This window comes from Microbacterium oxydans (assembly GCF_000956525.1).
GTDB classification, from domain to species: Bacteria; Actinomycetota; Actinomycetes; order Actinomycetales; family Microbacteriaceae; genus Microbacterium; species Microbacterium oxydans_A.
This window is the reverse complement of the sequence record NZ_JYIW01000026.1, coordinates 523817-547086: the sequence shown is the minus strand read 5'-3', so window position 1 is coordinate 547086 and position 23270 is coordinate 523817. Positions and strand designations below refer to the sequence as shown.

The 23270-nt window shown below is 68.7% G+C and carries 23 protein-coding genes and 1 tRNA gene; 15 read left to right on the top strand and 9 right to left on the bottom strand.

Annotated elements, in window-relative coordinates:
- Nucleotides 1–42: 42 nt before the first annotated feature.
- Entirely contained in the window at nt 43–528 is a 486-nt protein-coding gene (locus RS83_RS15255) for a Dps family protein (RefSeq protein ID WP_045280337.1), read from the bottom strand.
- 140 nt (nt 529–668) lie between these two features.
- Between RS83_RS15255 and RS83_RS15250 the strand changes: the two genes are divergently transcribed.
- From RS83_RS15250 to RS83_RS15240, 3 genes are all read left to right on the top strand, one after another.
- Nucleotides 669–1205, top strand: a complete 537-nt coding sequence (locus RS83_RS15250) for a gamma carbonic anhydrase family protein (RefSeq protein WP_045280336.1) — start codon at nt 669–671, stop codon at nt 1203–1205.
- 31 nt (nt 1206–1236) lie between these two features.
- Nucleotides 1237–1310 (top strand) — tRNA-Ile (locus RS83_RS15245).
- A 187-nt stretch (nt 1311–1497) separates the two neighbouring features.
- Nucleotides 1498–2844, top strand: a complete 1347-nt coding sequence (locus RS83_RS15240; protein WP_045280335.1) for a M23 family metallopeptidase — start codon at nt 1498–1500, stop codon at nt 2842–2844.
- Between the two features lie 43 nt (nt 2845–2887).
- On the opposite strand, the gene RS83_RS15235 is transcribed toward RS83_RS15240, so the two are convergent.
- Both RS83_RS15235 and RS83_RS15230 read right to left on the bottom strand, forming a co-directional pair.
- Entirely contained in the window at nt 2888–3202 is a 315-nt protein-coding gene (locus RS83_RS15235) for a hypothetical protein (RefSeq protein WP_045280334.1), read from the bottom strand.
- An 87-nt stretch (nt 3203–3289) separates the two neighbouring features.
- Nucleotides 3290–4216: a helix-turn-helix transcriptional regulator gene (locus RS83_RS15230; RefSeq protein WP_045280333.1), complete on the bottom strand. Its 927-nt coding sequence runs from the start codon at nt 4214–4216 to the stop codon at nt 3290–3292.
- A gap of 167 nt (nt 4217–4383) precedes the next feature.
- Between RS83_RS15230 and RS83_RS15225 the strand changes: the two genes are divergently transcribed.
- Nucleotides 4384–5382 carry a YihY/virulence factor BrkB family protein gene (locus RS83_RS15225; RefSeq protein WP_045280332.1) on the top strand — a complete coding sequence of 333 codons (999 nt, stop codon included), beginning with the start codon at nt 4384–4386 and terminating at the stop codon, nt 5380–5382.
- A gap of 22 nt (nt 5383–5404) precedes the next feature.
- Here RS83_RS15225 and RS83_RS15220 read toward each other — a convergent pair whose 3' ends face one another.
- Nucleotides 5405–6133, bottom strand: a complete 729-nt coding sequence (locus RS83_RS15220; protein ID WP_045280331.1) for a 3'-5' exonuclease — start codon at nt 6131–6133, stop codon at nt 5405–5407.
- Nucleotides 6134–6200: 67 nt separating this feature from the next.
- Here RS83_RS15220 and RS83_RS15215 point away from each other — a divergent pair, with 67 nt between their 5' ends.
- On the top strand, nt 6201–7100 hold the full coding sequence (locus tag RS83_RS15215) for an alpha/beta fold hydrolase (RefSeq protein ID WP_045280330.1): 900 nt from the start codon (nt 6201–6203) through the stop codon (nt 7098–7100).
- On the opposite strand, the gene RS83_RS15210 is transcribed toward RS83_RS15215, so the two are convergent.
- Nucleotides 7072–7545 (bottom strand): Lrp/AsnC family transcriptional regulator, encoded by a 474-nt coding sequence (locus RS83_RS15210; RefSeq protein WP_045280329.1) that lies wholly within the window; start codon nt 7543–7545, stop codon nt 7072–7074. The two genes, RS83_RS15215 and RS83_RS15210, sit on opposite strands and share 29 nt — an antisense overlap.
- Nucleotides 7546–7715: 170 nt before the next feature.
- Here RS83_RS15210 and pdhA point away from each other — a divergent pair, with 170 nt between their 5' ends.
- The 3 genes from pdhA to RS83_RS15195 are packed head-to-tail and all read left to right on the top strand — an operon-like array spanning nt 7716 to nt 11217.
- On the top strand, nt 7716–8831 hold the full coding sequence (pdhA, locus tag RS83_RS15205) for a pyruvate dehydrogenase (acetyl-transferring) E1 component subunit alpha (protein ID WP_045280883.1): 1116 nt from the start codon (nt 7716–7718) through the stop codon (nt 8829–8831).
- Nucleotides 8832–8833: 2 nt separating this feature from the next.
- On the top strand, nt 8834–9844 hold the full coding sequence (locus tag RS83_RS15200; RefSeq protein ID WP_045280328.1) for an alpha-ketoacid dehydrogenase subunit beta: 1011 nt from the start codon (nt 8834–8836) through the stop codon (nt 9842–9844).
- Nucleotides 9841–11217 (top strand): dihydrolipoamide acetyltransferase family protein, encoded by a 1377-nt coding sequence (locus RS83_RS15195; protein ID WP_045280327.1) that lies wholly within the window; start codon nt 9841–9843, stop codon nt 11215–11217. Before RS83_RS15200 ends, RS83_RS15195 begins: the two co-directional genes overlap by 4 nt.
- 21 nt (nt 11218–11238) lie before the next feature.
- Here the strand turns inward: RS83_RS15195 and RS83_RS15190 are convergent, their stop codons facing one another.
- Nucleotides 11239–11829, bottom strand: a complete 591-nt coding sequence (locus tag RS83_RS15190; protein WP_045280326.1) for a TetR/AcrR family transcriptional regulator — start codon at nt 11827–11829, stop codon at nt 11239–11241.
- 113 nt (nt 11830–11942) lie between these two features.
- Here RS83_RS15190 and RS83_RS15185 point away from each other — a divergent pair, with 113 nt between their 5' ends.
- The 5 genes from RS83_RS15185 to RS83_RS15165 are packed head-to-tail and all read left to right on the top strand — an operon-like array spanning nt 11943 to nt 17910.
- Complete coding sequence (locus tag RS83_RS15185; protein ID WP_045280882.1) at nt 11943–13496, top strand: carboxyl transferase domain-containing protein; 1554 nt, start codon at nt 11943–11945, stop codon at nt 13494–13496.
- A gap of 6 nt (nt 13497–13502) precedes the next feature.
- Entirely contained in the window at nt 13503–15458 is a 1956-nt protein-coding gene (locus RS83_RS15180) for an acetyl/propionyl/methylcrotonyl-CoA carboxylase subunit alpha (protein WP_045280325.1), read from the top strand.
- Entirely contained in the window at nt 15455–16606 is a 1152-nt protein-coding gene (locus RS83_RS15175; RefSeq protein WP_045280324.1) for an acyl-CoA dehydrogenase family protein, read from the top strand. The genes RS83_RS15180 and RS83_RS15175 overlap by 4 nt, the downstream gene beginning before the upstream one ends.
- Before the next feature lie 9 nt (nt 16607–16615).
- On the top strand, nt 16616–17107 hold the full coding sequence (locus RS83_RS15170; protein WP_045280323.1) for a MaoC family dehydratase: 492 nt from the start codon (nt 16616–16618) through the stop codon (nt 17105–17107).
- A complete protein-coding gene (locus tag RS83_RS15165) occupies nt 17104–17910 on the top strand; it encodes an HpcH/HpaI aldolase/citrate lyase family protein (RefSeq protein ID WP_045280322.1) in 807 nt (268 codons plus the stop codon). The genes RS83_RS15170 and RS83_RS15165 overlap by 4 nt, the downstream gene beginning before the upstream one ends.
- Nucleotides 17911–17940: 30 nt before the next feature.
- Here RS83_RS15165 and RS83_RS15160 read toward each other — a convergent pair whose 3' ends face one another.
- Entirely contained in the window at nt 17941–18528 is a 588-nt protein-coding gene (locus tag RS83_RS15160) for a histidine phosphatase family protein (protein WP_045280321.1), read from the bottom strand.
- A complete protein-coding gene (locus tag RS83_RS15155; RefSeq protein WP_045280320.1) occupies nt 18525–19364 on the bottom strand; it encodes a Sir2 family NAD-dependent protein deacetylase in 840 nt (279 codons plus the stop codon). Before RS83_RS15155 ends, RS83_RS15160 begins: the two co-directional genes overlap by 4 nt.
- A gap of 94 nt (nt 19365–19458) precedes the next feature.
- Between RS83_RS15155 and RS83_RS15150 the strand changes: the two genes are divergently transcribed.
- Nucleotides 19459–20268, top strand: a complete 810-nt coding sequence (locus RS83_RS15150; protein WP_045280319.1) for a TrmH family RNA methyltransferase — start codon at nt 19459–19461, stop codon at nt 20266–20268.
- A gap of 32 nt (nt 20269–20300) precedes the next feature.
- On the opposite strand, the gene RS83_RS15145 is transcribed toward RS83_RS15150, so the two are convergent.
- On the bottom strand, nt 20301–21128 hold the full coding sequence (locus tag RS83_RS15145) for an SGNH/GDSL hydrolase family protein (RefSeq protein WP_045280318.1): 828 nt from the start codon (nt 21126–21128) through the stop codon (nt 20301–20303).
- A gap of 147 nt (nt 21129–21275) precedes the next feature.
- Here RS83_RS15145 and RS83_RS15140 point away from each other — a divergent pair, with 147 nt between their 5' ends.
- The gene (locus RS83_RS15140; RefSeq protein WP_045280317.1) at nt 21276–23018 is read left to right on the top strand and encodes a DEAD/DEAH box helicase; all 1743 of its coding nucleotides are present in this window, start codon (nt 21276–21278) and stop codon (nt 23016–23018) included.
- Nucleotides 23019–23270: the final 252 nt, after the last annotated feature.

Here is a 23270-nt window from a genome sequence, read left to right as displayed (position 1 = left end):
GCCCCGGGACGAATCCCGGGGCCTCTCCGCTGCGTTCGGTCGTTACGCGGCGATGTGCGAAACGAGGAACCAGCGGTCCTTCTCGAGTCCGCGCATGATCTCGATCGCGACGTCCTGGCTGGTCAGGTCGACCTCGTCGAGTCCGTCGATCGCCGCCTTGACGTCGACCAGGATCGCATCGATGTCGGAGATGACGGCGCGGACGAGCTCATCCGACTGCGTGAAGCCGGCGGGCACGGCGCTGGTGCCGGCCTTCGCGGCGACCGTGCTCAGACGGGCGTCGATCGGGAGGCCGAGAGCGACGATGCGCTCTGCAGCGGTGTCTGCGAAGTCACCCGCGTGGGCGACGATGGTGTCGAGGAGTTCGTGGACGCCGATGAAGTTGGCTCCGCGGACGTGCCAGTGGGCCTGCTTGCCGTTGACGGTGAGGGCTTCGAGCCCGAGGACGACCGGCGAGAGGAACTGCGCTGCGGCCGCAGCCACGGTCGGGTCGCTGGCGGTGGTGGAAACGGTGTGTACCTTGCTCATGATGTGCTCCTCCAGGGTGCCAATTCGTATGTCTTGAACACAACGCTACTCAGCCTCAGACATTCCGCAAGCAAGCTGAGGCTCCGCTTACCGCCCTGATTTCCCGCGGAATCTCGCGGTTCTGAGGGTAGGCTCGCCGTATGAGCATCGCATCGGGAGCATCCGTCCTCGCACTGCCGCACGCCACCCCGAGCATCGCCGACGGGGCGTTCGTCGCTGATGGAGCGCGACTGATCGGCGGTGTCACCCTCGAACCCGGATCCAGCGTCTGGTACAACGCCGTCCTTCGTGCTGATTCCGCCACGATCACGATCGGCGCCGACAGCAACGTGCAGGACAACGTCTCCGTCCATGTCGATGACGGCCACCCCGTCGTGATCGGTTCGAAGGTGTCGATCGGGCACAACGCCGTCGTGCACGGCTGCACGATCGGCGACGGCTCGTTGATCGGCATGGGCGCGGTCGTCCTGAGCGGCGCCGTGATCGGTGCAGGATGTCTGATCGCCGGGGGCGCGGTCGTGCTCGGCGGCACCGAGATCCCCGATGGTTCGCTCGTCGCCGGCGTGCCGGCGAAGGTGCGACGGTCGCTCGACGATTCGGAGCGCGCCGGCCTCCTCGCCAACGCCGACATCTACCTCGGACACCAGCGGACGCACGCCGCTGCCGCACCGATCTGACGACGTTCACCCCGCTAGGCTGGGGGCACAGGGGGCGGTGGCCAAGCTGGTGAAGGCAGCGGGCTCATAACCCGACGATCGTGGGTTCAAGTCCCACCCGCCCTACCGTTCGATCTGCGTCCGTCCTGTTCGCCGCGCACTCGCCGGATATCGACGTCGAGGGCGAGCCGCGGTCCTCCCGCTCCGGATCCGGGGGACGATGGATGCGCAAGTGTCCGCTGGCGCCGACAGCTCCCGCACGAATCGTGGAGTCGTCGTGCCGCGGCATCCGCAGAACCATCGAAGGGGCCGTGTGAACGATCAGATCGCGAAGGATGCAGCGGCAGCGGCATCCGAGGACTGCGGGTGCGCACCGACGCTCGATGAGCGCGACTCGTTCTGGAAGCTGAAGGTCAGCCGCCGCGGTGCGTTCGGGCTCGGCATCATCGGCGTCGCCGCGCTCGCGGCGTTCGGCGTCGGCTCGGGTGTCTCCGTCGCCTATGCCGCCTCCTACCCCAGCTGGGACGACGTGCAGCGCGCGAAGGACAACGAGGCAGCCAAGGCCGCCGAGGTCACTCGGATCGAGGGGCTGATCCAGTCCCTGACCCAGAAGGTCGCCGAAACGCAGGCTGCGGCTGAAGTGGCGTCGAACGAGTTCTATGACGCGCAGCAGGCGTTCTTCGCCGCGATCACCAAGGCCGACGAGCTGCAGGCGCGGGCCGACGAGCAGACCGGGATCGCAGATGCGTCGGCTCGGAAGGCCGGTCAGGTTGCTTCGCAGATCTACCGCAACGGCGGCGATGACACCTCCCTCAAGCTCCTGTTCGCAGGCTCCGCGGACAATGCGGACGACCTGCTGTCGCGGCTGGGCACGATGGACAAGTTCCTCGAGTACAACCAGTCGGTCTACGACACCGCGGTCGCGGCACGGAACACGGCACAGTCGCTCACGGATCAGGCGAAGGTCGCGCGGGACGAGCGTGATCGACTGCAGCAGATCGCAGAGCAGAAGATGGTCGTGGCGCAGCAGGCGGCCGACGCCGCACAGGCTGCACTCGACGAGCAGGCTGCGAACCTCGAGACCATGCAGGCGCAGCTCGCGGCGCTGAAGGACACGACCACCCAGACCGTTGCGGGCTATCAGGCAGGCGTCGCGGCGCGAGCCGCGGAGGAGAAGGCCCGGCGAGACGCCGAGGCAGCAGCCGCCGCGGCAGGCGGCGGTGGCGGTGGCAACCCCGGAAGCGGTGGCTGGGTTCGTCCGCACGGTGGTGCCCGCAGCTCCAGCTACGGGCCGAGGACGCCGATCTGCGGTTCACAGGGCTGCTCGTCGAGCTTCCACTACGGCGCGGATCTCGCCAACGGGTGCGGTTCGCCCATCTACGCGGCGAACTCAGGGACGGTCGACTATGCAGGCGGCAACGGGAACTACGGCAACTACATCCGCATCCAACACGGCGGTGGTGTCAGTACCGGCTACGCGCACATCAAGCCTGGCGGCATCCTGGTGCGCAACGGGCAGTGGGTGAGTTCCGGGCAGGTCATCGCATACGCCGGTGACACCGGACGTTCGTTCGGCTGCCACCTGCATTTCGAGGTCTACATCAACGGCCGCTACACGAACCCCGTGAGCTTCATGGAAGACCGGGGCATCTACGTCTGAGGCGGCGAGCGCCGGGTGAGCGGGCTGTCTCACCCGCTCGGGATCATCCGGGGGAGACCTCGAGGTGCTCCTCGACCAGGGTGATGCCGCCGCTCGAGTTCGCGGAGTGCGCGAGCGCCTCGATCCACGAACGGCTGAGCTCGGGAGTCTCCGGTTCCTGGAAGACGAATCGCAACGGAATCGACGGATGCAGCCAGATGGTCGACCGCCCCGCTGGATCGCTGTCGAGATGCCGCCAGGAGAGCGTGAAGCTCTCATTCCGGCGCAGCTTGGTGGCGATCACGACTTTGAGGTGCGCGAGCGCGCGATCCTCGACCTGGATCGGTTCATCATCATTGCCGTAATAGAGACTGCCCACAGCTTCACTCTACGGTCGCGCCGAGTGGACCTTGCACCCAGGGGTCCGACGCGCGGCCGGCGTGCGCAGAACGTGCGTGTTCTGTCATCACCCGGCGCGGCGGCGAGTCTGCGAGGGATGCTCGCCGTACGCCGCTCGATAGGCAGCGGCGAACCGGGAGGGATGCGCGAAACCCCACCGGCGGGCGATCGTGGCGACCGAGTCCTGGACGTCGGTGCGGAGCTCCTGGTGCGCCCCCTCGAGGCGCGCACGCCGAAGGGACTCGGCCGGAGTCGCATCCAAGGAGCGTCGGAACGCGTACTGCAGCCCCCGGGTGGACATGTGGACGGCTGCAGCGACATCGTCGACCGTGATCGCACGATGTGCGTTCTCGCTGATGTAGGCGAGCGCGCGTCTGACCGACGCGGGTGTGGGTCCCGTCTGCACCGGCCGGTCGGTGTCAGTCAGCAGTGTGGTGGCGAACGTGCTCAGGGTCACCGCCAGCGCATGACGCCCCAGCTCTGCTCGCAGGAGCGCATCCGCGTCCCCGAGATCGGCTGCACTCTGCTCCAGGTAGCCGAACGCGCGCTCCCACCCGGCTGCCGCCGATGCGCTGCGAGGACGCAGGCTCTGAACGCGGACGACCAGCCGATCATCTCCGGACACCTGCCGGGCGAACGCCTGCACCGCCGCACGGTCGAACACGAAAGCGCGAACATCGGCATCGCGATCCCACCGGGCGTTCACCTGCGCCCCATCGGTGAACCACGGCTCGCTCGGGTCGAGGTCGATGCGCCCTGACCACACGCTGGCATCGGACGCCTCGACACGGCAGGCGAGCAGCTGATCCTCCGGCTCGGCGGAGGATCGGATCTCCGCTGCGAGCCGGTAATGCACCAGACTCGCCCCAGCGAGCGTCTCGGAGTGCCAGTCGAACCGGAACCGACCCGGATCGACCCGCCGAAGCACCGCGGAGGGCACATAGTCCTTCCACGTGGTCTCCACCCGGGTGACATCACGCGAACTGAAACGCACTGCCGATCCTCTCTCCTGCTGCCCAGCGGACGGGCGCCGCAGCAGAATACCGGTATCAGCGGACATTCCTCCAGCCGGCCGGGCGTCGGGCGCTCCGTGTCGAGCGTGCGGCTCGAAACAGGGGAGGATGATCTGCGGAGTCCACGAACGGAAGGCGGGATGCTGGCATGGCACGGAAGACGGTCACCGACCTCGACGCCGAGTCCTGGAGGTTCGTCGCACGGTCCGTCGTCCGTCGATTCGTCACGGACCAATGCCCTGACCGAGCGGCGGGGCTCACGTTCTACGCGATCCTCGCACTGATCCCTGCGGTCATGGTCGTCGTCTCGCTCGTGAGCCTGCTCGGAACCGATTCCGAGCTGCTGCGCCTCGTGGTCGGCCTCGTGTCGACGCTCGCCTCGGCACGGACCGCCGACATCGCGATGGACCTCATCGATGAGCTGGCATCGTCATCGATCGCCTGGATCGCCCTGCTCGGTGGCATCGCCCTCACGCTCTGGAGCGGCAGTCGCTACGTGGCTGCGTTCAGCCGTGCGATGAACCTCGTCTACCGCGCAGACGAGGGACGACGGCTCTGGAGGATGCGGGTGACGCATCTGGCCATCGCCCTCGCGCTGCTCGTCGCGGGGATCATCGCCGTGGTCGTGGTCGTGGTCGGCGTGTCCGACCGGGTGCTGCAGGCGATCGACGACCAGCTCGGGTGGGGCGATGCCGTGCTCATCACCTGGCGCATCGTGCGCTGGCCACTGCTCGTGTTCGTCGTCGTGCTCGCGTTGGCCTGCCTGTCGTACTTCTCGTCGAACGTGCGGCATCCGCGATTCCGCTGGATGACCTTCGGCGCGACCTCGACGCTCGTCGTGCTGCTGCTCGCGAGCCTGCTGTTCAGCCTCTACACCTCGAACGTCGCGAACTACGAGCGGATCTACGGCTCGCTCGCCGGCATCATCGTCTTCCTGCTGTGGCTGTGGATCGCGAACATGGCCCTGCTGGGTGGTGTCGAATTCGATGCCGCCGTCGAGCGCGCGCGCGAGCTGAAGGGCGACGAGCCTGCCGAGCACAAGCCTCGTCTCGCGTTGCGCGACACCGTGACCCTGCCGCAGAAGGCGAAGCGAGAGCGCCACGAGGTGGCGGCTGCCCGGAATCTGCGACCCGACGCAGACGACTGACTCGCAGTGGCGATTCCCGGTGTCAGGCCCCGCGAGCGGTCTGCGGCATCCGTACCGGCCAGGTGCCGTCGAGGGTGTCGTCCGGGTCGAGTCGCCCCACGCTCACGAAGTACTCGGTGAGGCTCTCTGCCTGCGACCTCGCCCAGCCGATCTGTCGCGTGTGCAGTTCGACCAGCGACGACGGCAGCTCGAACTGTCGAGCGAGGGCCTGGGCGACCCGTCCGGCCGCGATCGCATCTGCGGACGCCTCGTGTGCCCCTTCGAGCGGCACCGCGTAGTGCGCGGCCACGACCTCCAACGTGCGCTTGCCGCGCCGGTACCGGTCGTACGCCTTGTCGATCACGAGCGGGTCGATGATCGGGGAGGGGTCGGCCAGCGGCTCGATGCCGTGCCGGTGCGCCTCGTGCGTGAGCAGCGAGAAGTCGTAGGCGGCGTTGTACGCCACGATCGGAACGCCCTGCGAGAGCAGGGAGCGGAGAGCCCCGGTCACATCGGCCACGACTTCGCTCGCCGGCCTGCCGTGCGCTCGTGCGTGCGACGTCGTGATCCCGTGCACGGCCGTCGCGCCGTCCGGGATCGGCACGCCGGGATCCGCCATCCACGACCGCGCGGCGATCTGTCGTCCCGAGGCGTCCAGCACCCCGACGTGGGCAGTCACGATGCGATCGTTCGTCACGTCGACCCCGGTGGTCTCGAGGTCGAAGACTCCGACGCGGGTCAGCCAGTCGGGGAGTGCAGGTGCTGGTGGCATGCCCTCACGCTAGGTCGGACCCCCGACATCCCCAGGAAGGCGCACGGCGACTCCGTAGACTCGGGGTATGACGGTTCCCTCTCCCTACGCCGAACGCCTGAGTCGACTGCCCGTCAGGCGCGACGAGGTCGAGGTCGGCGGCGGGACCACGGCGTACTGGGTGTACGGGCCGGAGGACGCCGAGACCACGGTCATCGCGGTGCATGGATTCCGCGGCGATCACCACGGACTCGAAGCGGTTCTCGCGTTCCTGCCGGAGGTGCGTGTGATCGCGCCCGACCTTCCGGGGTTCGGCGAGACCGAGCCGCTGCCCGACCGCGAGCACGACCTCGACGCCTACGCCGGCTGGCTCACCGAGTTCGCCGGCGCGGTCGCGCCGGGTGCCGTCATCCTGGGCCACTCCTTCGGCTCGATCGTGACCTCTGCGGCTGTCGCTGGCGGACTGAAGACACCGAGGCTGATCCTCGTGAATCCGATCGGCGCACCTGCCCTCGAAGGACCCAAGGGCGTGATGACGCGGCTCGCTGTGCTGTACTACGCGCTCGGCGCGCGCCTCCCCGAACGCCTCGGCACGGCACTGCTGCGAAATCGAGTGATCGTCCGGGTGATGAGCGTCACGATGGCGAAGACGAAGGATGCTGCGCTCCGCCGCTTCATCCATGACCAGCACGACACCTACTTCTCGCTGTTCTCGGACCGCGATGTGCTCCGAGACGCGTTCGTCGCGAGCGTCTCCCACGACGTCAGGGAGTTCGCGGACGACATCCATGTGCCGACGCTCCTGATCGCCGCCGAACGCGACGACATCACGCCGATCGAGGCAGAGCGCACGCTCGCGACCCGATTCGACGACGCGACCCTCGTGGAGATCGCCCACGTCGGGCACCTGATCCACTACGAGACCCCGGCGGAGGCCGCAGGGGCGATCAGGCGCTTCCTCAGGATTCCCGTCGAGCGAGGCCGATGAGCCCGGCCACCCGGAACGGGATGACCTCGCCCATCGCGAGCGATGTCTCGGTCCGCTCCACCCCCTCGATCGAGAGGATGCGGGCGTCCGTGTCGAACAGGTGACGCGCGTCGCGGCAGGCGACTCTGGCGAGCAGATCGATCGAACCGCTGAGGCCGTGTGCCTGCACCACCTCGGGGATCCGGGCGAGTTCGTTGATGATCCGCGGCAGCTCCGTCTGCCGGACGCCGATGCTCACGAAGGCCTGCAGCGGGAACCCGAGCACCTCCGGCGCGAATGAGCGTTCGTACGACAGGAAGATGCCGGTCTGCTCCAGGCGTGCCATCCTCGCCTGGATCGTGTTGCGCGACAGGCCGAGGTTCTCGGCGAGCGACACGATGGTGGTGCGGGGATCGTCGGCCAACGCCGCGAGGAGCTCGAGATCTATACGGTCCAATCCAGACATAGTGCCAAACCATAGCAGGGTCCGATGGTCGGAAAGTGAGCAACATGCTCAAGACCTGATCAATTGCTTGAGCGTCGTGATCACCGGACGTACGCTCGGACCAGGCCGGCGATGACGCCGCGTGCGTCACGCACAGCCCCACGAGGGCCGCCGGGACTAGGAGGACGATGATGTCACCGCAGATCACGCCCATCGCTGACACCGAGCAGGATCTGGAGCTGTCCGAACGTCTGCTGACGCCGGACGGCACCCGGATCGCGAACCCTCGACTCGACCCCTTCGTCGCCGACGTCGACGCCGCGCAGCTGCGTGCTCTCCACCGCGACATGGTCGTCCTGCGTCGCATCGATGCGGAAGGCGTCGCGCTGCAGCGCCAGGGGCAACTCGGCCTATGGGCGCCGTGCCAGGGCCAGGAAGCCACCCAGATCGGCACCGCCCGCGCGCTCGAGACGCGCGACTACGTCTTCCCCAGCTATCGGGAGACCGGCGTGATCTACGCCCGCGGCGCGCAGCCCGGCGACTACGTGCGCATGTGGCGGGGTGAAGAGGGTGCTGCGTACGACCCCGCCGCGCTGCGGGTCGCGCCGCTGCAGATCATCATCGGCGCACAGACGCTGCACGCAGTCGGGTACGCGCTCGGCATCCAGCACGACCGGGCCGACGAGGTCGCCGTCACCTACTTCGGCGACGGCGCCACGAGCCAGGGCGACGTCAACGAGGCGATGATCTTCGCGGCCTCCTATGGAGCGCCGGTCGTCTTCGTGTGCCAGAACAACCACTGGGCGATCTCCGAGCCGGTGGCAGTGCAGTCGCAGTACCCGATCGCCGGCCGCGCCCCCGGCTTCGGCATCCCCAGTCTGCGAGTCGACGGCAACGACGTGCTCGCCTGCCTGGCGGCGATGCGATGGGCGCTCGAGCACGCGCGCTCCGGGCAGGGCCCCGCGTACATCGAAGCCGTCACGTACCGCATGGGTCCGCATACGACCGCCGACGACCCCACGCGCTACCGGGATGAGGAGGAACTCGAGTCCTGGCGGCGGCGCGACCCGATCGCTCGGCTCGAGGCGTATCTCCGTGCGGCCGGCGAGCTCGATGCGCAGCATCTCGCGGAGACGCAGAACGCCGCCGATCAGGTCGCGAAGGAGATGCGCGCTGCGTGCCTCGGCATGGTCACGCGTCCGCCGCTCGCGGTGTTCGACGGCGTCTACGCCGAGCCGCACACCGGGCTGGAGCGTCAGCGGCATGAGTACTCCGCCTACCTCGCCTCCTTCGAGAGCGAGGCGTGACGATGACGCTGATGCCCCTCGGCAAGGCGCTCGGCGCCGGTCTGCGCCAGGCGATGCTCGACGATGACAAGGTCGTGCTCCTCGGTGAGGACATCGGCAAGCTCGGCGGCGTGTTCCGCATCACCGACGGGCTGCTCAGCGAGTTCGGTGCGCAGCGCGTGATCGACACCCCGCTCGCAGAGTCGGGCATCGTGGGCATGGCGGTCGGCCTGGCCTTCCGCGGCTATCGTCCGGTCGTCGAGATCCAGTTCGACGGCTTCGTCTATCCGGCGTTCGATCAGATCGTCGCGCAGGTCGCGAAGCTCCACTACCGCACGCAGGGTCGCGTGAAGATGCCCATCACGATCCGCATCCCGTGGGCGGGAGGCATCGGCGCGGCGGAGCACCACTCCGAGTCGCCGGAGGCATATTTCGTGCACACCGCCGGGCTGCGCGTCATCGCAGTGTCGAACCCGGCGGACGCGTACCGCAGCCTCCGTCAGGCGATCGCCTCGGACGACCCCGTCGTGTTCTTCGAGCCGAAGCGGCTGTACCACCACAAGGGCGAGGTGGACCTTGACGCCCCGCTCGCGGATGCCCAGCCGATGGGGCTCGCCGATGTGGTGCGGACAGGCACGGATGTCACGCTGATCACCTACGGTGCGATGGTCAACACCGCGCTGCAGGCCGCGGAGGCCGCGGAGGCCGACGGGGTGTCCATCGAAGTGATCGACCTGCGTTCGCTGTCGCCGGTCGACTACGACTCGGTGGCGGCATCCGTCCGCAGGACCGGCCGTGTCGTGGTCGCCCATGAAGCCTCGCGAGAGGCCGGCGTCGCCGCCGAGGTGATCGCCAGCATCGCCGAGCGCTGCTTCGAGTATCTGGAGTCCGCACCGCTGCGTGTGACAGGACACGACATCCCCTACCCGCCGGCGAAGCTCGAGAAGTATCACCTGCCTGACCTCGACCGCCTGCTCGACGCGGTGGACCGAGTTCTCGACCGCCCCAACAGCCTGACGGGAGCAGAGGCATGATCGCGGAATTCCGCCTGCCCGACCTCGGTGAAGGACTCGCTGAGGCTGAGGTCGTCCAATGGCTGGTCGCACCCGGCGACGCCGTGGCGCTGAACCAGACGCTCGCCGAGGTCGAGACCGCCAAGGCGGTGGTCGAGCTGCCTTCGCCGTATGAGGGGACCGTCACGAACCTGCACGCCGAAGCGGGGGAGACGGTGGCGGTCGGCGCTCCGCTCATCTCGTTCGACGTGGCTGGTGAAGACGAGTCTGCTCCGGAGCAGGACACCGGGGCCCAGCCCGAGAAGGCGCAGCCGAATCTGGTGGGATACGGCGCCGCTCCGGCGAGCAGTGGTCGCCCTGCGCGTCGGGCACGTCGCGCAGGCGTCACCAGGGCGACTGCGGACACCGCCGTGCTCGAAGCCGCACCGCATGACGCGGTGCCGTCTGCGACAGTCGAGCGGGTCGTGGAGCGTCCGCGTTCGACACCGCCCGTTCGTGCGCATGCGAAGCGCCTCGGAATCGACCTCGTGCTGGTCGCTGCCGAGATCGAGGACCGGGTCATCACACGGCACGACGTCGACGCATACGCCGAACGCGTCGGGGCGACCCGCAGTGCTGACGCGGCGGACCCCGAGACGCGCGCGACGACGGACGCCCTGCCGGTGTTCGCCCCGACGGCGGACGGCATCGGCCGGCGAGAGACTCGGATCCCGATCCGTGGAGTCCGCAAGCACACCGCGGCCGCGATGGTGCAGAGCGCCTTCACCGCCCCGCATGTGACCGTCTTCCACACGGTCGATGTGACCGCGACGATGGACCTGCTCTCACGCCTCCGAGACGACCGCGCGCTCGCAGGGCAGAAGATCGGCCCGCTCGCCGTGATCGCGAAGGTCGTCTGCCTCGCACTGTCGCGCACGCCAGGACTGAACGCCCGGTGGGACGAGCAGGCGGGCGAGATCGTGCACTTCGACTACGTCGATCTCGGGATCGCCGCCGCCACGGATCGCGGGCTCATCGTGCCGAACATCCGCAACGCCGAGGCGCTCTCGCTGACCCAGCTCAGCGGTGCGCTGAAAGAGCTCGCCGAGACCGCACGCGCAGGCAAGACCTCACCCGCCGAGTTGGCCGGCGGGACGTTCTCGATCTCGAACATCGGCGTCTTCGGCGTCGACGCAGGAACGCCGATCCTCCCGCCGGGGCAGTCGGGCATCCTCGCGGTCGGTGCCGTTCGTCGGCAGCCATGGGAGTACCGCGGCGAGATCGCGCTCCGACACGTGATGACGTTGAGTCTCTCCTTCGACCATCGCCTCGTCGACGGGGCAGAGGGCGCACGCTTCCTGAAGGACGTCGCCGACGTGCTCGAGGAACCCGGGCGGGCGATGCTGTTCGGCTAGGTGCGGGCCCCGCACCGGGAGTCAGCCGGCGCGCAGCGCCGCGTCCGCCATCGCGACGAGCACCGTCGCGGTGGCGGAGTGCCGTCTGGCCGCGGAGCGCGTGCTGTGCGGAGTCGAGTTGATGAGCCCGAAGCATGCCTGCACGCGCAACCGCAGCTCGTCCTTGGTGGCGTCGATCAACGGTGACAGTGCGTCGATCCACAGCTCGATGTAGGCACGCTGCAGGCGCCGCACGGCGGCTCGATCAGACTCCGAGAGGTGCGCGACGTCACGATCCTGCACCTGGATCACCTCGGCGTTGCCGAGTGCGAACTCCACATGGAAGCTGATCAGCGCCCGCATCCGCTCGTCATCGCTGTCCGCGGACTCAGCGACGCTCGTCCCACCGGTGATGAGGTCGTCGCTGACCTTGACCAGCACCGAACCGAGCAACGCCTGCTTGCCCGCGAAGTGCCGGTAGACAGCCGGACCAGACACCCCGACTGCGGCACCGATGTCTTCGAGGCTGACGCCGGTGTATCCGCGCTCGGCGAAGAGACGCGCCGCCTCGTGCAGGATCGCATCGGAGCGCTCCGCCTTGGCGCGGTCTCGGGCGGTGACCGGGGTTGTCATCTCAGTTAATCCTCGCTAACCTGAATCAACGGGTTAGTGAACACTAACCGAAGCCGCACGGGCCGCGCCACCATGTGACGCACCGCGCACGGGGAGTCGAGGAGGACTTCACGATGCCTGCCACCCAGCAGTCCCTGGCTGACGAGCTCCGCGACCGTCTGGCCGTCGCCTCGCGCGGCGGATCCGAAGCGTCCAGAGCACGCCACCTCGCCCGAGGCAAACTGCTCCCTCGTGATCGAGTGGACCGTCTCCTCGACGAGGGCAGTCCCTTCCTCGAGGTCGCGCCGCTCGCGGCCGACGGCCTGTACGGGGGAGAGGCCCCGGCTGCCGGAGTGATCGCGGGCATCGGGCTCGTGCACGGCCGACATGTCATGGTGATCTGCAACGACGCGACCGTCAAGGGCGGTACGTATCTCCCCCTCACGGTCAAGAAGCACCTGCGGGCGCAGGAGATCGCACGCGAGAACCGGCTGCCATGCCTCTATCTCGTCGACTCCGGAGGCGCCTTCCTCCCGAAGCAGGACGAGGTGTTCCCCGACCGTGACCACTTCGGACGCATCTTCTTCAATCAGGCGACGATGTCGGCCGAGGGCATCCCGCAGCTCGCAGCCGTGCTCGGATCCTGCACCGCCGGTGGCGCCTATGTGCCGGCGATGAGCGACGAGACCGTGATCGTGCGCGGTCAGGGCACGATCTTCCTCGGCGGCCCGCCGCTCGTGAAGGCTGCCATCGGTGAGGTCGTGACGGCCGAGGAGCTGGGCGGTGGCGAGCTGCACGCCCGCCGCAGCGGTGTCGTCGACCATCTCGCGGAGGACGATGAGCACGCCCTCGAGATCCTGCGTGACATCGTCGCCACCCTGCCACCGCCGCTCGCACCCGCCTGGGAGGTACAGCAGAGCGTCGCCCCGACGGAGACCTCCTCGTTGTACGACATCGTGCCTGTCGACGTGAACGCCGCCTATGACGTGCGTGAGGTCATCTCGCGCCTGGTCGACGGCGACAGCTTCCGCGAGTTCAAAGCCGAGTACGGCACGACGCTCGTCACGGGCTTCGCGCGACTCCACGGCCACCCGATCGGGATCGTGTCGAACAACGGTGTGCTGTTCAGCGAATCGGCGCTGAAGGGAGCGCACTTCATCGAGCTGTGCGACCAGCGCGGCATCCCGCTGCTCTTCCTGCAGAACATCACAGGGTTCATGGTCGGGTCCGATGCCGAGGCAGGCGGCATCGCGAAGGACGGCGCCAAGATGGTCACCGCCGTCGCCAGCACCAGGGTGCCGAAGCTCACCGTGATCATCGGCGGATCGTTCGGTGCCGGGAACTACTCCATGTGCGGGCGCGCCTACTCGCCGCGATTCCTCTGGACGTGGCCGGCCAGCCGGATCTCCGTCATGGGCGGGCCGCAGGCGGCATCCGTCCTCGCGACCGTCCGCGAAGACCAGCTCGACGCGCGAGGCGAGTCGTGGTCGCCCGAGGAGCGTTCCGAGTTCGAACAACCGATCCGCGCGCAGTACGAGCAGCAGGGCGAGCCGTACTACGCGACCGCCCGACTCTGGGACGACGGCATCGTCGACCCGGCGCAGACCCGCGATCTACTCGGTCTCGCGCTCGACGTCGTGTCCCGTACCCCGCTGCCGGAGCCGCGCTTCGGCCTCTTCCGGATGTGAGCCGCGATGACTGATCAGACACTGACCGAGGCGGCCCCTGCGAGCGACGTCGGCCCCGAGTTCGACACCGTCCTCGTCGCGAACCGCGGCGAGATCGCCAGACGGGTCATCCGTACCCTGCGCAGGCGCGGCATCCGCAGCGTCGCCGTGTACAGCGATGCCGATGCCGACGCACCGCATGTGCGCGAGGCCGACGTCGCCGTTCGCATAGGCCCAGCTCCTGCTGCCGAGTCGTATCTCGACATCGAGGCCGTCATCGCCGCCGCGATGCGAACCGGCGCACAGGCGATCCACCCGGGATACGGGTTCCTCTCGGAGAGCGTCGGCCTGGCGCAGGCCTGTGCCGAGCAGGGGATCGTCTTCATCGGTCCGGGCGCCGAAGCGCTGCAGATCATGGGAGACAAGGCCAGGGCACGGGAGCACGTCGTCGCGCACGGCGTGCCGGTCGTTCCAGGGTTCGATGCCGCAGGGCTGTCCGAATCGCAGATCGCGGATGCCGCGGCCGAGATCGGCTTCCCGCTGCTCGTGAAGCCGAGCGCCGGCGGCGGTGGCAAGGGCATGGAGGTCGTCACGGACGCTGCAGGGCTGTCGACAGCGCTCGCGTCCGCACGCCGTGTCGCGGCATCCGCGTTCGGTGACGACTCCCTGATCCTGGAGCGCCTGATTCGCCGGCCGCGGCACATCGAGGTGCAGGTCTTCGGCGATGCGCATGGAACGGTGATCGCCCTCGGCGAGCGCGAGTGCACGCTGCAGCGTCGCCATCAGAAGGTCATCGAGGAGGCGCCGTCCGCCGGCATTCCGGAGCGCACCAGGACGCAACTGTTGGATGCCGCGGTGCGCGCCGCCGAGAGCGTGTCGTACGTCGGCGCCGGCACGGTGGAGTTCCTGATCGACGCGGATGATCCCGACGAGGTCTTCTTCATCGAGATGAACACCCGGCTGCAGGTCGAGCACCCTGTCACCGAGGAGGTCACCGGCCTCGATCTGGTGGCACTGCAGCTGCGGGTCGCCGCTGGTCGTGCGCTCGACGTCACGCCCGCCGTGCATGGCCACGCGGTCGAGGCCCGAATCTACGCGGAGTCCCCGGAGCGCGGCTTCCTGCCTTCGACGGGCACGATCCTGCTGTTCGACGCGCCTGCCGGGGTTCGTGTGGACGCCGCGATCGAGACCGGCAGCAACGTAACGGGGTTCTACGACCCGATGATCGCGAAGGTGATCGCCTTCGCCGATGATCGTGCGACCGCACTCGCTCGTCTCGACCTCGCGCTCTCGCGCACGGTCGTGCTGGGCGTCGACACCAACATCGCGTTCCTCCGTCTCCTCTGCCGGGATGCGCGGGTGGTCTCTGGCGATCTCGACACCGGACTGATCGAGACGTTGCTGCCGTTCGACGCGGCGACCCCCACCGATGACATGGTCGCGGCAGCGGCCCGTGCGCACGTCGCGAGGTCCGCACCCCTGCGTTCGGATGCGTTGTGGCGTGAGCTGCCGGGGTGGCGCCTCGGCGCCGCAGGCGTGCCAGACGCAGCCGGCGCGTTTCTGACGGATGCCGATGAGGTGGTGACGGCAGTGCGCGACGGCGAGAGCGGTGCTTGCGCCATTCGCACGGCGGTCGATGCCGACGGCGCGGTGTGGGTGTCCGCGGAGGGCACGAGCGCACGCCTGCGCCCGGTGGACCGACGGGAGCGGATGCTGCGTCGCCTGCGCGCGGCGGATGCGGGAACAGGTGCGGCCACCCCCGAGGGCCGCGCTCCGATGCCCGGCGCGGTGGTCGCGGTGCACGTGGCCGACGGCGCCACCGTGACGGCCGGCACACCGCTGCTGTCGATCGAAGCGATGAAGATGGAGCACCCGGTGCTCGCGCCGCTCGACGGCACCGTGCACCTGCTGGTGACTGTGGGAGATCAGGTGCGACGCGATCAGCTGGTCGCTCGCGTGACGACGATGGAGGAGAACCGATGATCGAGGATCTGACCGAAGAGGAGCGCGAGCTCGCCGGGATGGTGCGGGAGTTCGCCGACACCGTCGTCGCACCGCAGTCGTACGAGGCTGATCGTACGCACACGCTCTCGATGGACGTCGTGGCGCAGATGGGCGATCTTGGACTGTTCGGCCTGCCGTTCCCTGAGGAGTACGGCGGTCAGGGCGGCGACTACATGGCGCTGGGCATCGCGATCGAGGCGCTCGGCCGGGTCGACCAGTCCATTGCCATCACGCTGGAGGCCGGCGTCAGCCTCGGAGCCATGCCGGTGTTCCGGTTCGGCACCGAGGAGCAGAAGCGTGAGCTGCTGCCCGATCTGCTCGCCGCGAGCGCACTGGCCGGCTTCGGTCTCACCGAGCCGGAGGCCGGCAGCGACGCCGGAGCCACCAGGACCACGGCACGGCTGGACGGCGAGGAGTGGGTGATCGACGGATCCAAGCAGTTCATCACGAACTCCGGGACGCCGATCACGCGGTTCGTCACCGTCACGGCGGTCACCGGGAACGAGGGCGGCCGCAAAGAGATCTCGACCATCATCGTGCCGAACGGCACACCCGGTTTCACAGTGGAGCCGCCGTACGACAAGGTCGGCTGGAACGCGTCCGACACGCATCCGCTCACCCTCATCGGCGCGCGCGTGCCGGCTGCCAATCTGCTCGGACAGCGGGGGAGCGGCTTCCGCAACTTCCTCAGCATCCTCGACGAGGGGCGCATCGCCATCGCCGCCCTGTCGACGGGAGCCGCCGAGGGATGCCTCGAGGCAGCTGTCGACTATGCCAAGAGCCGCACGGTCTTCGGCAGCGCCCTCAGCACACGCCAGAACGCCCAGTTCACCCTCGCCCGCATGCGTGCGCGCGTGCACACAGCGCGCCTGGCGTGGCACCACGCGGCACGACTGCGCGACAGCGGTCGTCCGTTCGCCGAACCGGCCGCGATCGCGAAGCTCGTCGCCGGCGAGGCAGCCATGGACAACGCGCGCGATGCGACCCAGATCTTCGGCGGCAACGGCTTCATGAACGAGTTCCCCGTCGCGAGGCACTACCGCGACTCGAAGATCCTCGAGATCGGCGAGGGCACGACCGAGGTGCAGCTGCTCGTGATCGCACGGGCGCTGGGACTGGCCGGGTAGCGTGGCAGGATGAGCGCTCACGACATCGTCCAGCGGGGGCTGTACTTCGAGGAGTTCGTGGTGGGCGCCCGCTACCTGCACCGGCCGGGGCGCACGGCGACCGAGGCTGACAACGTGCTCTTCACGACGCTCACGATGAACACGCAGGCGCTCCATCTCGATGCGGCGTTCGCCGAGACGCAGGAGCCGTTCCGCCAGCGGCTGATGAACTCCATGTGGACGCTGTCGACCATGGTCGGCGCCTCCGTCGCCCAGTTGACCCAGGGCACGCTGGTCGCGCAGCTCGGGCTCGGCGACATCGCCTTCCCGCATCCGTTGTTCGCCGGCGACACGCTCTACACCGAGAGCGTGATCGTCTCGAAACGACTGTCCGCATCTCGTCCTGGCCAGGGCGTCGTCGAGATCGCCCACACCGGTCGATCGCAGGACGACACCGTGGTCGCCACCGCCAGCCGCACCGTGCTCGTCCGCACGCTTCCCGAAGGGACCCTGCCCGCATGACCTTCACTCTCGGTCCCGCGCTGCTGTTCTGCCCAGGGGATCGGCCGGAGCGGTTCGCCACCGCCCTTGAGCGCGCGGATGCCGTGATCATCGACCTCGAGGATGCCGTGCTCCCCGCGGCGAAGGAACAGGCGCGCGCGAATCTCATCGCCGCCGACATCGACCCCGATCGCGTCATCGTCCGCGTCAACGGGCCCGGCTCCGCGGCGTTCGCCGCCGACCTCGCCGCTCTCGATCGCACCGACTTCCGCACCGTGATGGTGGCCAAGACCGAGGACGCGGACGGGCTCATGCCGTTCGGTGATCGCTTCTCGCTGATCGCGTTGTGCGAGACGGCGCGCGGTGTGCACGCGGCCGACCGGATCGCCGCGCATCCGCAGATCGTGGCGATGATGTGGGGCGCCGAGGATCTCGTCGCCTCGCTCGGCGGCACCTCGAGCCGGCGGCCGGACGGCGGCTATCGGGATGTGGCTCGGTACGCCCGCTCCAGGGTCCTGCTGGAAGCAGGTGCGCACGGCAAGAGCGCGATCGATGCGGTGCACGTCGACATCGCAGACGTGGCAGGACTCGACGCCGAGGCGAAGGACGCAGCTGCCTCGGGGTTCGCTGCGACCGCCTGCATCCATCCGAGCCAGGTGGCCGTGATCCGCGCGGCCTATCGTCCCGACGAAGAGACGGTGGCGTGGGCACGCGCGGTGCTGGCCGCTGCCGTGGACGAACGCGGCGTGTTCCGATTCGACGGGCGCATGATCGATGAGCCGGTGCTTCGGCACGCGCGCTCCGTCGTGTCTCGGGCGGGCTGAGCTCGCGCCGAACCGCGGATCAGCGCGGACTCAGAGCAGCGCGAACTGCTCGAGCAGCCGGACCGACCGAGGGGAGACCTCGAAGCGGTGCGCGGATCCGTTCGCGAGCACTTCTCCGTCGCGGGGGAGCGTTCCACCGGAGACGTGATCGATCACCGCGCGGATGACGCCGCCGTGCGCGACCACGATCACCGATTCCGCAACGGGGGCGGTGCGTCGACGAGAAGCGCGGGCGATGCGGTGCATTGCGGCGATCGCGCGGTCGCCGACGGCATCCAGCGACTCAGCGCCGGGTACCTCGGCGTGCCAGTCGCCGTACGCCGCGATGTAGTCGTGGACGAGCATGCCCTCGCCCTCGCCGAACTCGCGCTCGCGCACGTCGGGCACGGCTTCGCCCAGTGGCAGCCCGAGTCGGTCGGCGATGATCTGTGCGGTCTCGCGGGCACGCAGCAGCGGGCTCGAATAGACGGCGTGGTGCGTCCCCGCGGCGAGGCGCTCGGCGGCTGCATGTGCATCAGCGCGACCCGTATCGTTCAGCGGGATGTCGGTCGACCCCTGGATGCGCCGGCTGAGGTTCCAGTCGGTCTGACCGTGTCGTACGAGGGTGAGCAGCGTCATCGGAGGAGCTCCTGCAGGGCTGGGAGCACGTCGCTGGTCCCGGCGGCGATGGTGACATGCGCCCAGGGATCAGCGCGAGTCGGCTCGCGGTTGACGATGATGAGCGGGATGCTGCGGCGACGCGCGCGCTCGACGAGGCGCACACCCGAGTTCACGACGAGCGACGAGCCGGCGACGATCAGTGCCGAGCTCGAGCGCAGCAGCGACTCGGCCGCGCGGAAGCGGTCCTGCGGCACGTATTCGCCGAAGAAGACCACGTCGGGCTTCAGCATCCCTTCGCAGACGGTGCACACGGGCACGACGAAGCCGTCGGTGGTCTCCGGGAGCACGTCGCCGTCCGGTGCGAGGGCCACGTTCTCCGGCACTGCGATCCAGGGGTTGAGCTCCTCGATCTGCACCGCGATGTCGCGGCGATCGAACACCTGGCCGCAGTGCAGGCAGAGAACTCGGCGCATGGTGCCGTGCACCTCGATCACGCGCGAGCTGCCGGCGCGCAGATGCAGCCCGTCGACGTTCTGGGTGATGACTCCGGAGACGACCCCTGCGGTCTCCATCTCCGCGAGTGCGGTGTGTCCCGGGTTCGGCTCTGCGCGAGCGAACGCACGCCAGCCGAGATGGCCGCCGATCCAGTAGCGACGGCGCGCACGCTCGTCGCCGAGATAGGTCTGGATGGTCATCGGATCGCTGCCGGTGCGGGCGCCCTCGCCGCGATACGCGGGGATGCCTGAATCGGTCGAGATACCGGCGCCGGTGAGCAGTGCGATGCGCTTGCCGCGCAGCAGTTCAGCGGCGTGGGCGATGGTGGCCGACAGCTCGGCGGTGTTCGACACGCTCACAAAACCTCCTCGAGGGAGTCTACGGTGCGTGGGGCAACCGGGGCTGCGCCGGAGTCGGGAAGCCGGACGCGTCGGCGATGGCAGACTGGGGACCGTGGAACTGCTGCCTGTGACGGATGCCGACGATCGACGCCTCGACGACTACCGCGGACTCACCGACACGGCGCTCCGAACGCTGCACGAACCGGCGGGCGGGCTGTACATCGCCGAGTCGACCAAGGTCATCGCCCGTGCCGTCGCATCCGGACACCGTCCGCGCTCCGTCCTCGTGCAGGAGCGCCGCATCGAGGACATCCGGGAGATCGTCGGCGATCTCGATGTGCCGGTCTACGTGGTCCCCGACGAGGTCGCAGAGGCGGTGACCGGGTTCGCGGTGCATCGCGGCACGATCGCATCGATGCATCGCCCTGAGCTGCCATCCGTGCGCGACGTCCTCGACGGTGCCTCGGTGGTCCTGATCCTCGAGAACATCGGCGATCACACCAACGTGGGCGCAGCGTTCAGGGCGGCCGCCGGTCTCGGCGCGGACGCCGTGCTGGTGTCGCCCGGCGGCGCGGATCCGCTCTACCGCCGCAGCGTTCGTGTGAGCATGGGGACGGTGTTCCAGGTGCCGTGGACGCGCATCCCCGATTGGGAGTCCGCCATCGCGGACCTGCACGGGGCGGGTTTCGACATCGCGGCGCTCGCACTGCGCGATGATGCAGTGACGCTCGATGCGTACGTCGCCGATCGTCCGGCGCGCGTCGCACTGGTCATGGGATCAGAGGGAGACGGTCTCTCGCGCGCAGCGCTGGAAGGCGCCGACACCGTCGTGACGATCCCGATGTCGGGTGGAGTCGACTCCCTCAACGTGGCCTCCGCCGCAGCCGTCGCGCTGTGGGCGATCACGAGCAGATCGGTCTGACCGCGCCGCTCACGTCGGCAGGGCGGCTCGGATCAGCGCATCTCCGGGAAGATCATCGGACCGGGTTCGGGGCGCTTGGCCGCGAGGTTGTCGCCGGAGGACTGATGCCGCAGCCGGCGCAGCACCCACGGGACCAGGTGCTCGCGCGCCCAGCCGAGATCCTCTGACCGGGCCTCGCGCCAGGTGCGCAGCGGAATCGTCTCGGGCTGCATCGATTCCAGCGAGTTCGGCACGTTGAGCGCGCGGAGCACCATGCGAGCCACCTCGTGGTGGCCGAGCGCGTTGTAGTGCAGGCGGTCAGGGTCGAAGAAGCGGGGATCCTGCACGACCTTCAGCGCCCACTGGTCGGCGACGATGCAGTCGTGACGCTCGGCGATGGCGCGCACGTTCTCGTTGTAGATCGCGACCTTGCCGCGGAAGGCACGGAACACCGGCGTGAATCCGGTGTCGATCCCAGTGAAGAGGATGATCGATGCGCCCGTCGAAGCGAGACGCGACACCGCGTCCTCGAGCTGGGCCGAGATGGCGTCCGGATCCGTGCCTGGGCGGATGACATCGTTCCCACCGGCACAGATCGACACGAGATCGGGGTGGAGGGCGACGGCCGGCTCGATCTGGTCGGCGACGATCTGGGCGATCAGCTTGCCGCGGACGGCGAGGTTCGCGTAGGCGAAGTCGTCGACGTCCTGTGCCAGCACCTGCGCGACGCGATCCGCCCAGCCGAGGTACCCGCCAGGGGCGTCGGGGTCGGGATCGCCGATGCCCTCGGTGAACGAGTCGCCGACGGCCACGAACCGCCGCCACGGGTGGGGCGTCTCGTTGTCGAGGTCGGGGGTCCGGGTCGAATCCTGGTCTGTCATCCAGCTCTCCTTCGCGAACGTTCGGCGACGGCGGTGGCCATGGCGCAGTGACCGATCCTACTCCGCACACTGGACGGCGGTCCGGGGCTGAGGCGTGTCGCGTCGGGCCGGACCGCAGTGTCCCCGGCAGCGATTATCGTTGACTCGATGCTCTCTCCGTCCTTTCCTCAGCGCGCCCCGTGGGGAACCGCGAACAAGCTGCGCGCGTGGCAGCAGGAGGCACTCGACCAGTACTTCCAGGCAGACCAGCGCGACTTCCTCGTCGCCGCGACACCGGGTGCAGGCAAGACCACATTCGCGCTGACGCTCGCGGTCGAGCTCATGCGCATGGGCGAGGTGAACCGCATCATCGTGGTCGCGCCGACCGAGCACCTGAAGACGCAGTGGGCCGATGCAGCGGCCAGGGTGAGCATCCGCCTCGACCCTCGTTTCCGCAACAGCGACTGGGCGCCGGCGCGGCACTATCACGGAGCCGTGGTGACCTACGCGCAGGTCGCAGCGAAGTCCTCCGTGCACCGTCATCTGACCGAAGACGCCAACACGCTGGTGATCCTCGACGAGGTGCATCACGGTGGCGACGCCCTGAGCTGGGGCGACGCGATCCGCGACGCGTATGCGCCGGCGAAGCGCCGTCTGCTGCTGTCTGGCACCCCGTTCCGCAGCGACACCGCACCGATTCCGTTCATCGAGTACCACCCCGACGAGTCAGGTGCCCGCATCTCGCGCACCGACTACAACTACGGCTACGGTCGCGCGCTTGCCGACGGTGTCGTCCGCCCAGTGCTGTTCCACATGTACGCGGGCAAGATGCGTTGGCGAACGAGCACCGGCGATGAGCTCGAGACGCATCTCGGTCAGGACAACACGAAGGACGTGACCTCGCAGGCCTGGCGCACCGCGCTCGACCCGGAGGGGGAGTGGATGCCGGCGGTGCTGTCGGCCGCCGATCGCCGTCTCACCGAGATCCGCAACCATGTGCCGGATGCCGGCGGCCTCGTCCTCGCCACGGATCAGACCGTCGCCCGCGCGTACGCGAAGATCCTCCACAGCATCACGCGACAGCAGCCGACCATCGTGTTGTCCGACGATGCGACCGCCTCCGAGCGGATCGAGAAGTTCAGCGCGAGCGAGGATCGCTGGATGGTCGCGGTCCGCATGGTGTCCGAGGGCGTCGATGTGCCGCGCCTGGCCGTCGGTGTCTACGCCACGTCATCCTCGACGCCGTTGTTCTTCGCTCAGGCGATCGGACGCTTCGTGCGGGCGAGGCGTCGCGGTGAGGCGGCCAGCGTGTTCCTGCCGCAGGTGCCGGTGCTCATGGGCCTCGCGAACGAGATGGACAAGCAGCGCGACCATGCACTGGATCGGCAGTCGAGCGACGAGGACGGGCTCGACGACTCGCTGCTCGAGAGCGCCAATCGTGAGGAGGAGACCTCGGATGCGCTGACCCAGGAGTTCAGCTACCAGGCGCTCTCCTCGGTGGCGCACTTCGACCGGATCGTGTTCGAGGGGCAGGAGTTCGGACAGCTCGCTGAACCAGGCACGCCCGAGGAGGAGGAGTTCATCGGATTCCCCGGTCTTCTCGAGCCCGAGCACGTGCACGAGCTGCTCATGCAGCGCCAGACCCGTCAGTCGAGGCTCCGTGAGGCACGCGAAGCTTCTGCCGGACCGACCGAGACGACGACGCTGCCGGCGCCGCTGCACCGCACGCTGAAAGAGCAGCGCCAGCTGCTGAACAGCCTCGTCGGTCTGTATGCGCGGCAGAAGGGCGAGCCGCACGGCGCCGTGCACGCCGAGCTCCGCCGCATCTGCGGTGGCCCGGCGGTCGCGCAGGCGACCGTGACGCAACTGCAGTCGCGCATCGACGTCCTGCGCAAGCGCGTCCGCTCCTGACCGCGCTGGCCCCCTTGCGCCCCACACTCGGTCCCTCCTGAGCCCCACACTGGGTCCCTGAGCCCCACGCTGGGTCCCTGAGCCTGTCGAAGGGCCCGCGGCCGGCCCCTGAGCCCAACGCCCCAAAGCTGGGTCCCTGAGCCCCAAACTGGGTCCCTGAGCCCGTCGAAGGGCCCCAGAACGCCCCGGGTTCGGAACCCCGAAATGCTGGCAATCCCGCCCTGAGCAGCGTCCGCTGCCGCGCCCGCAGCT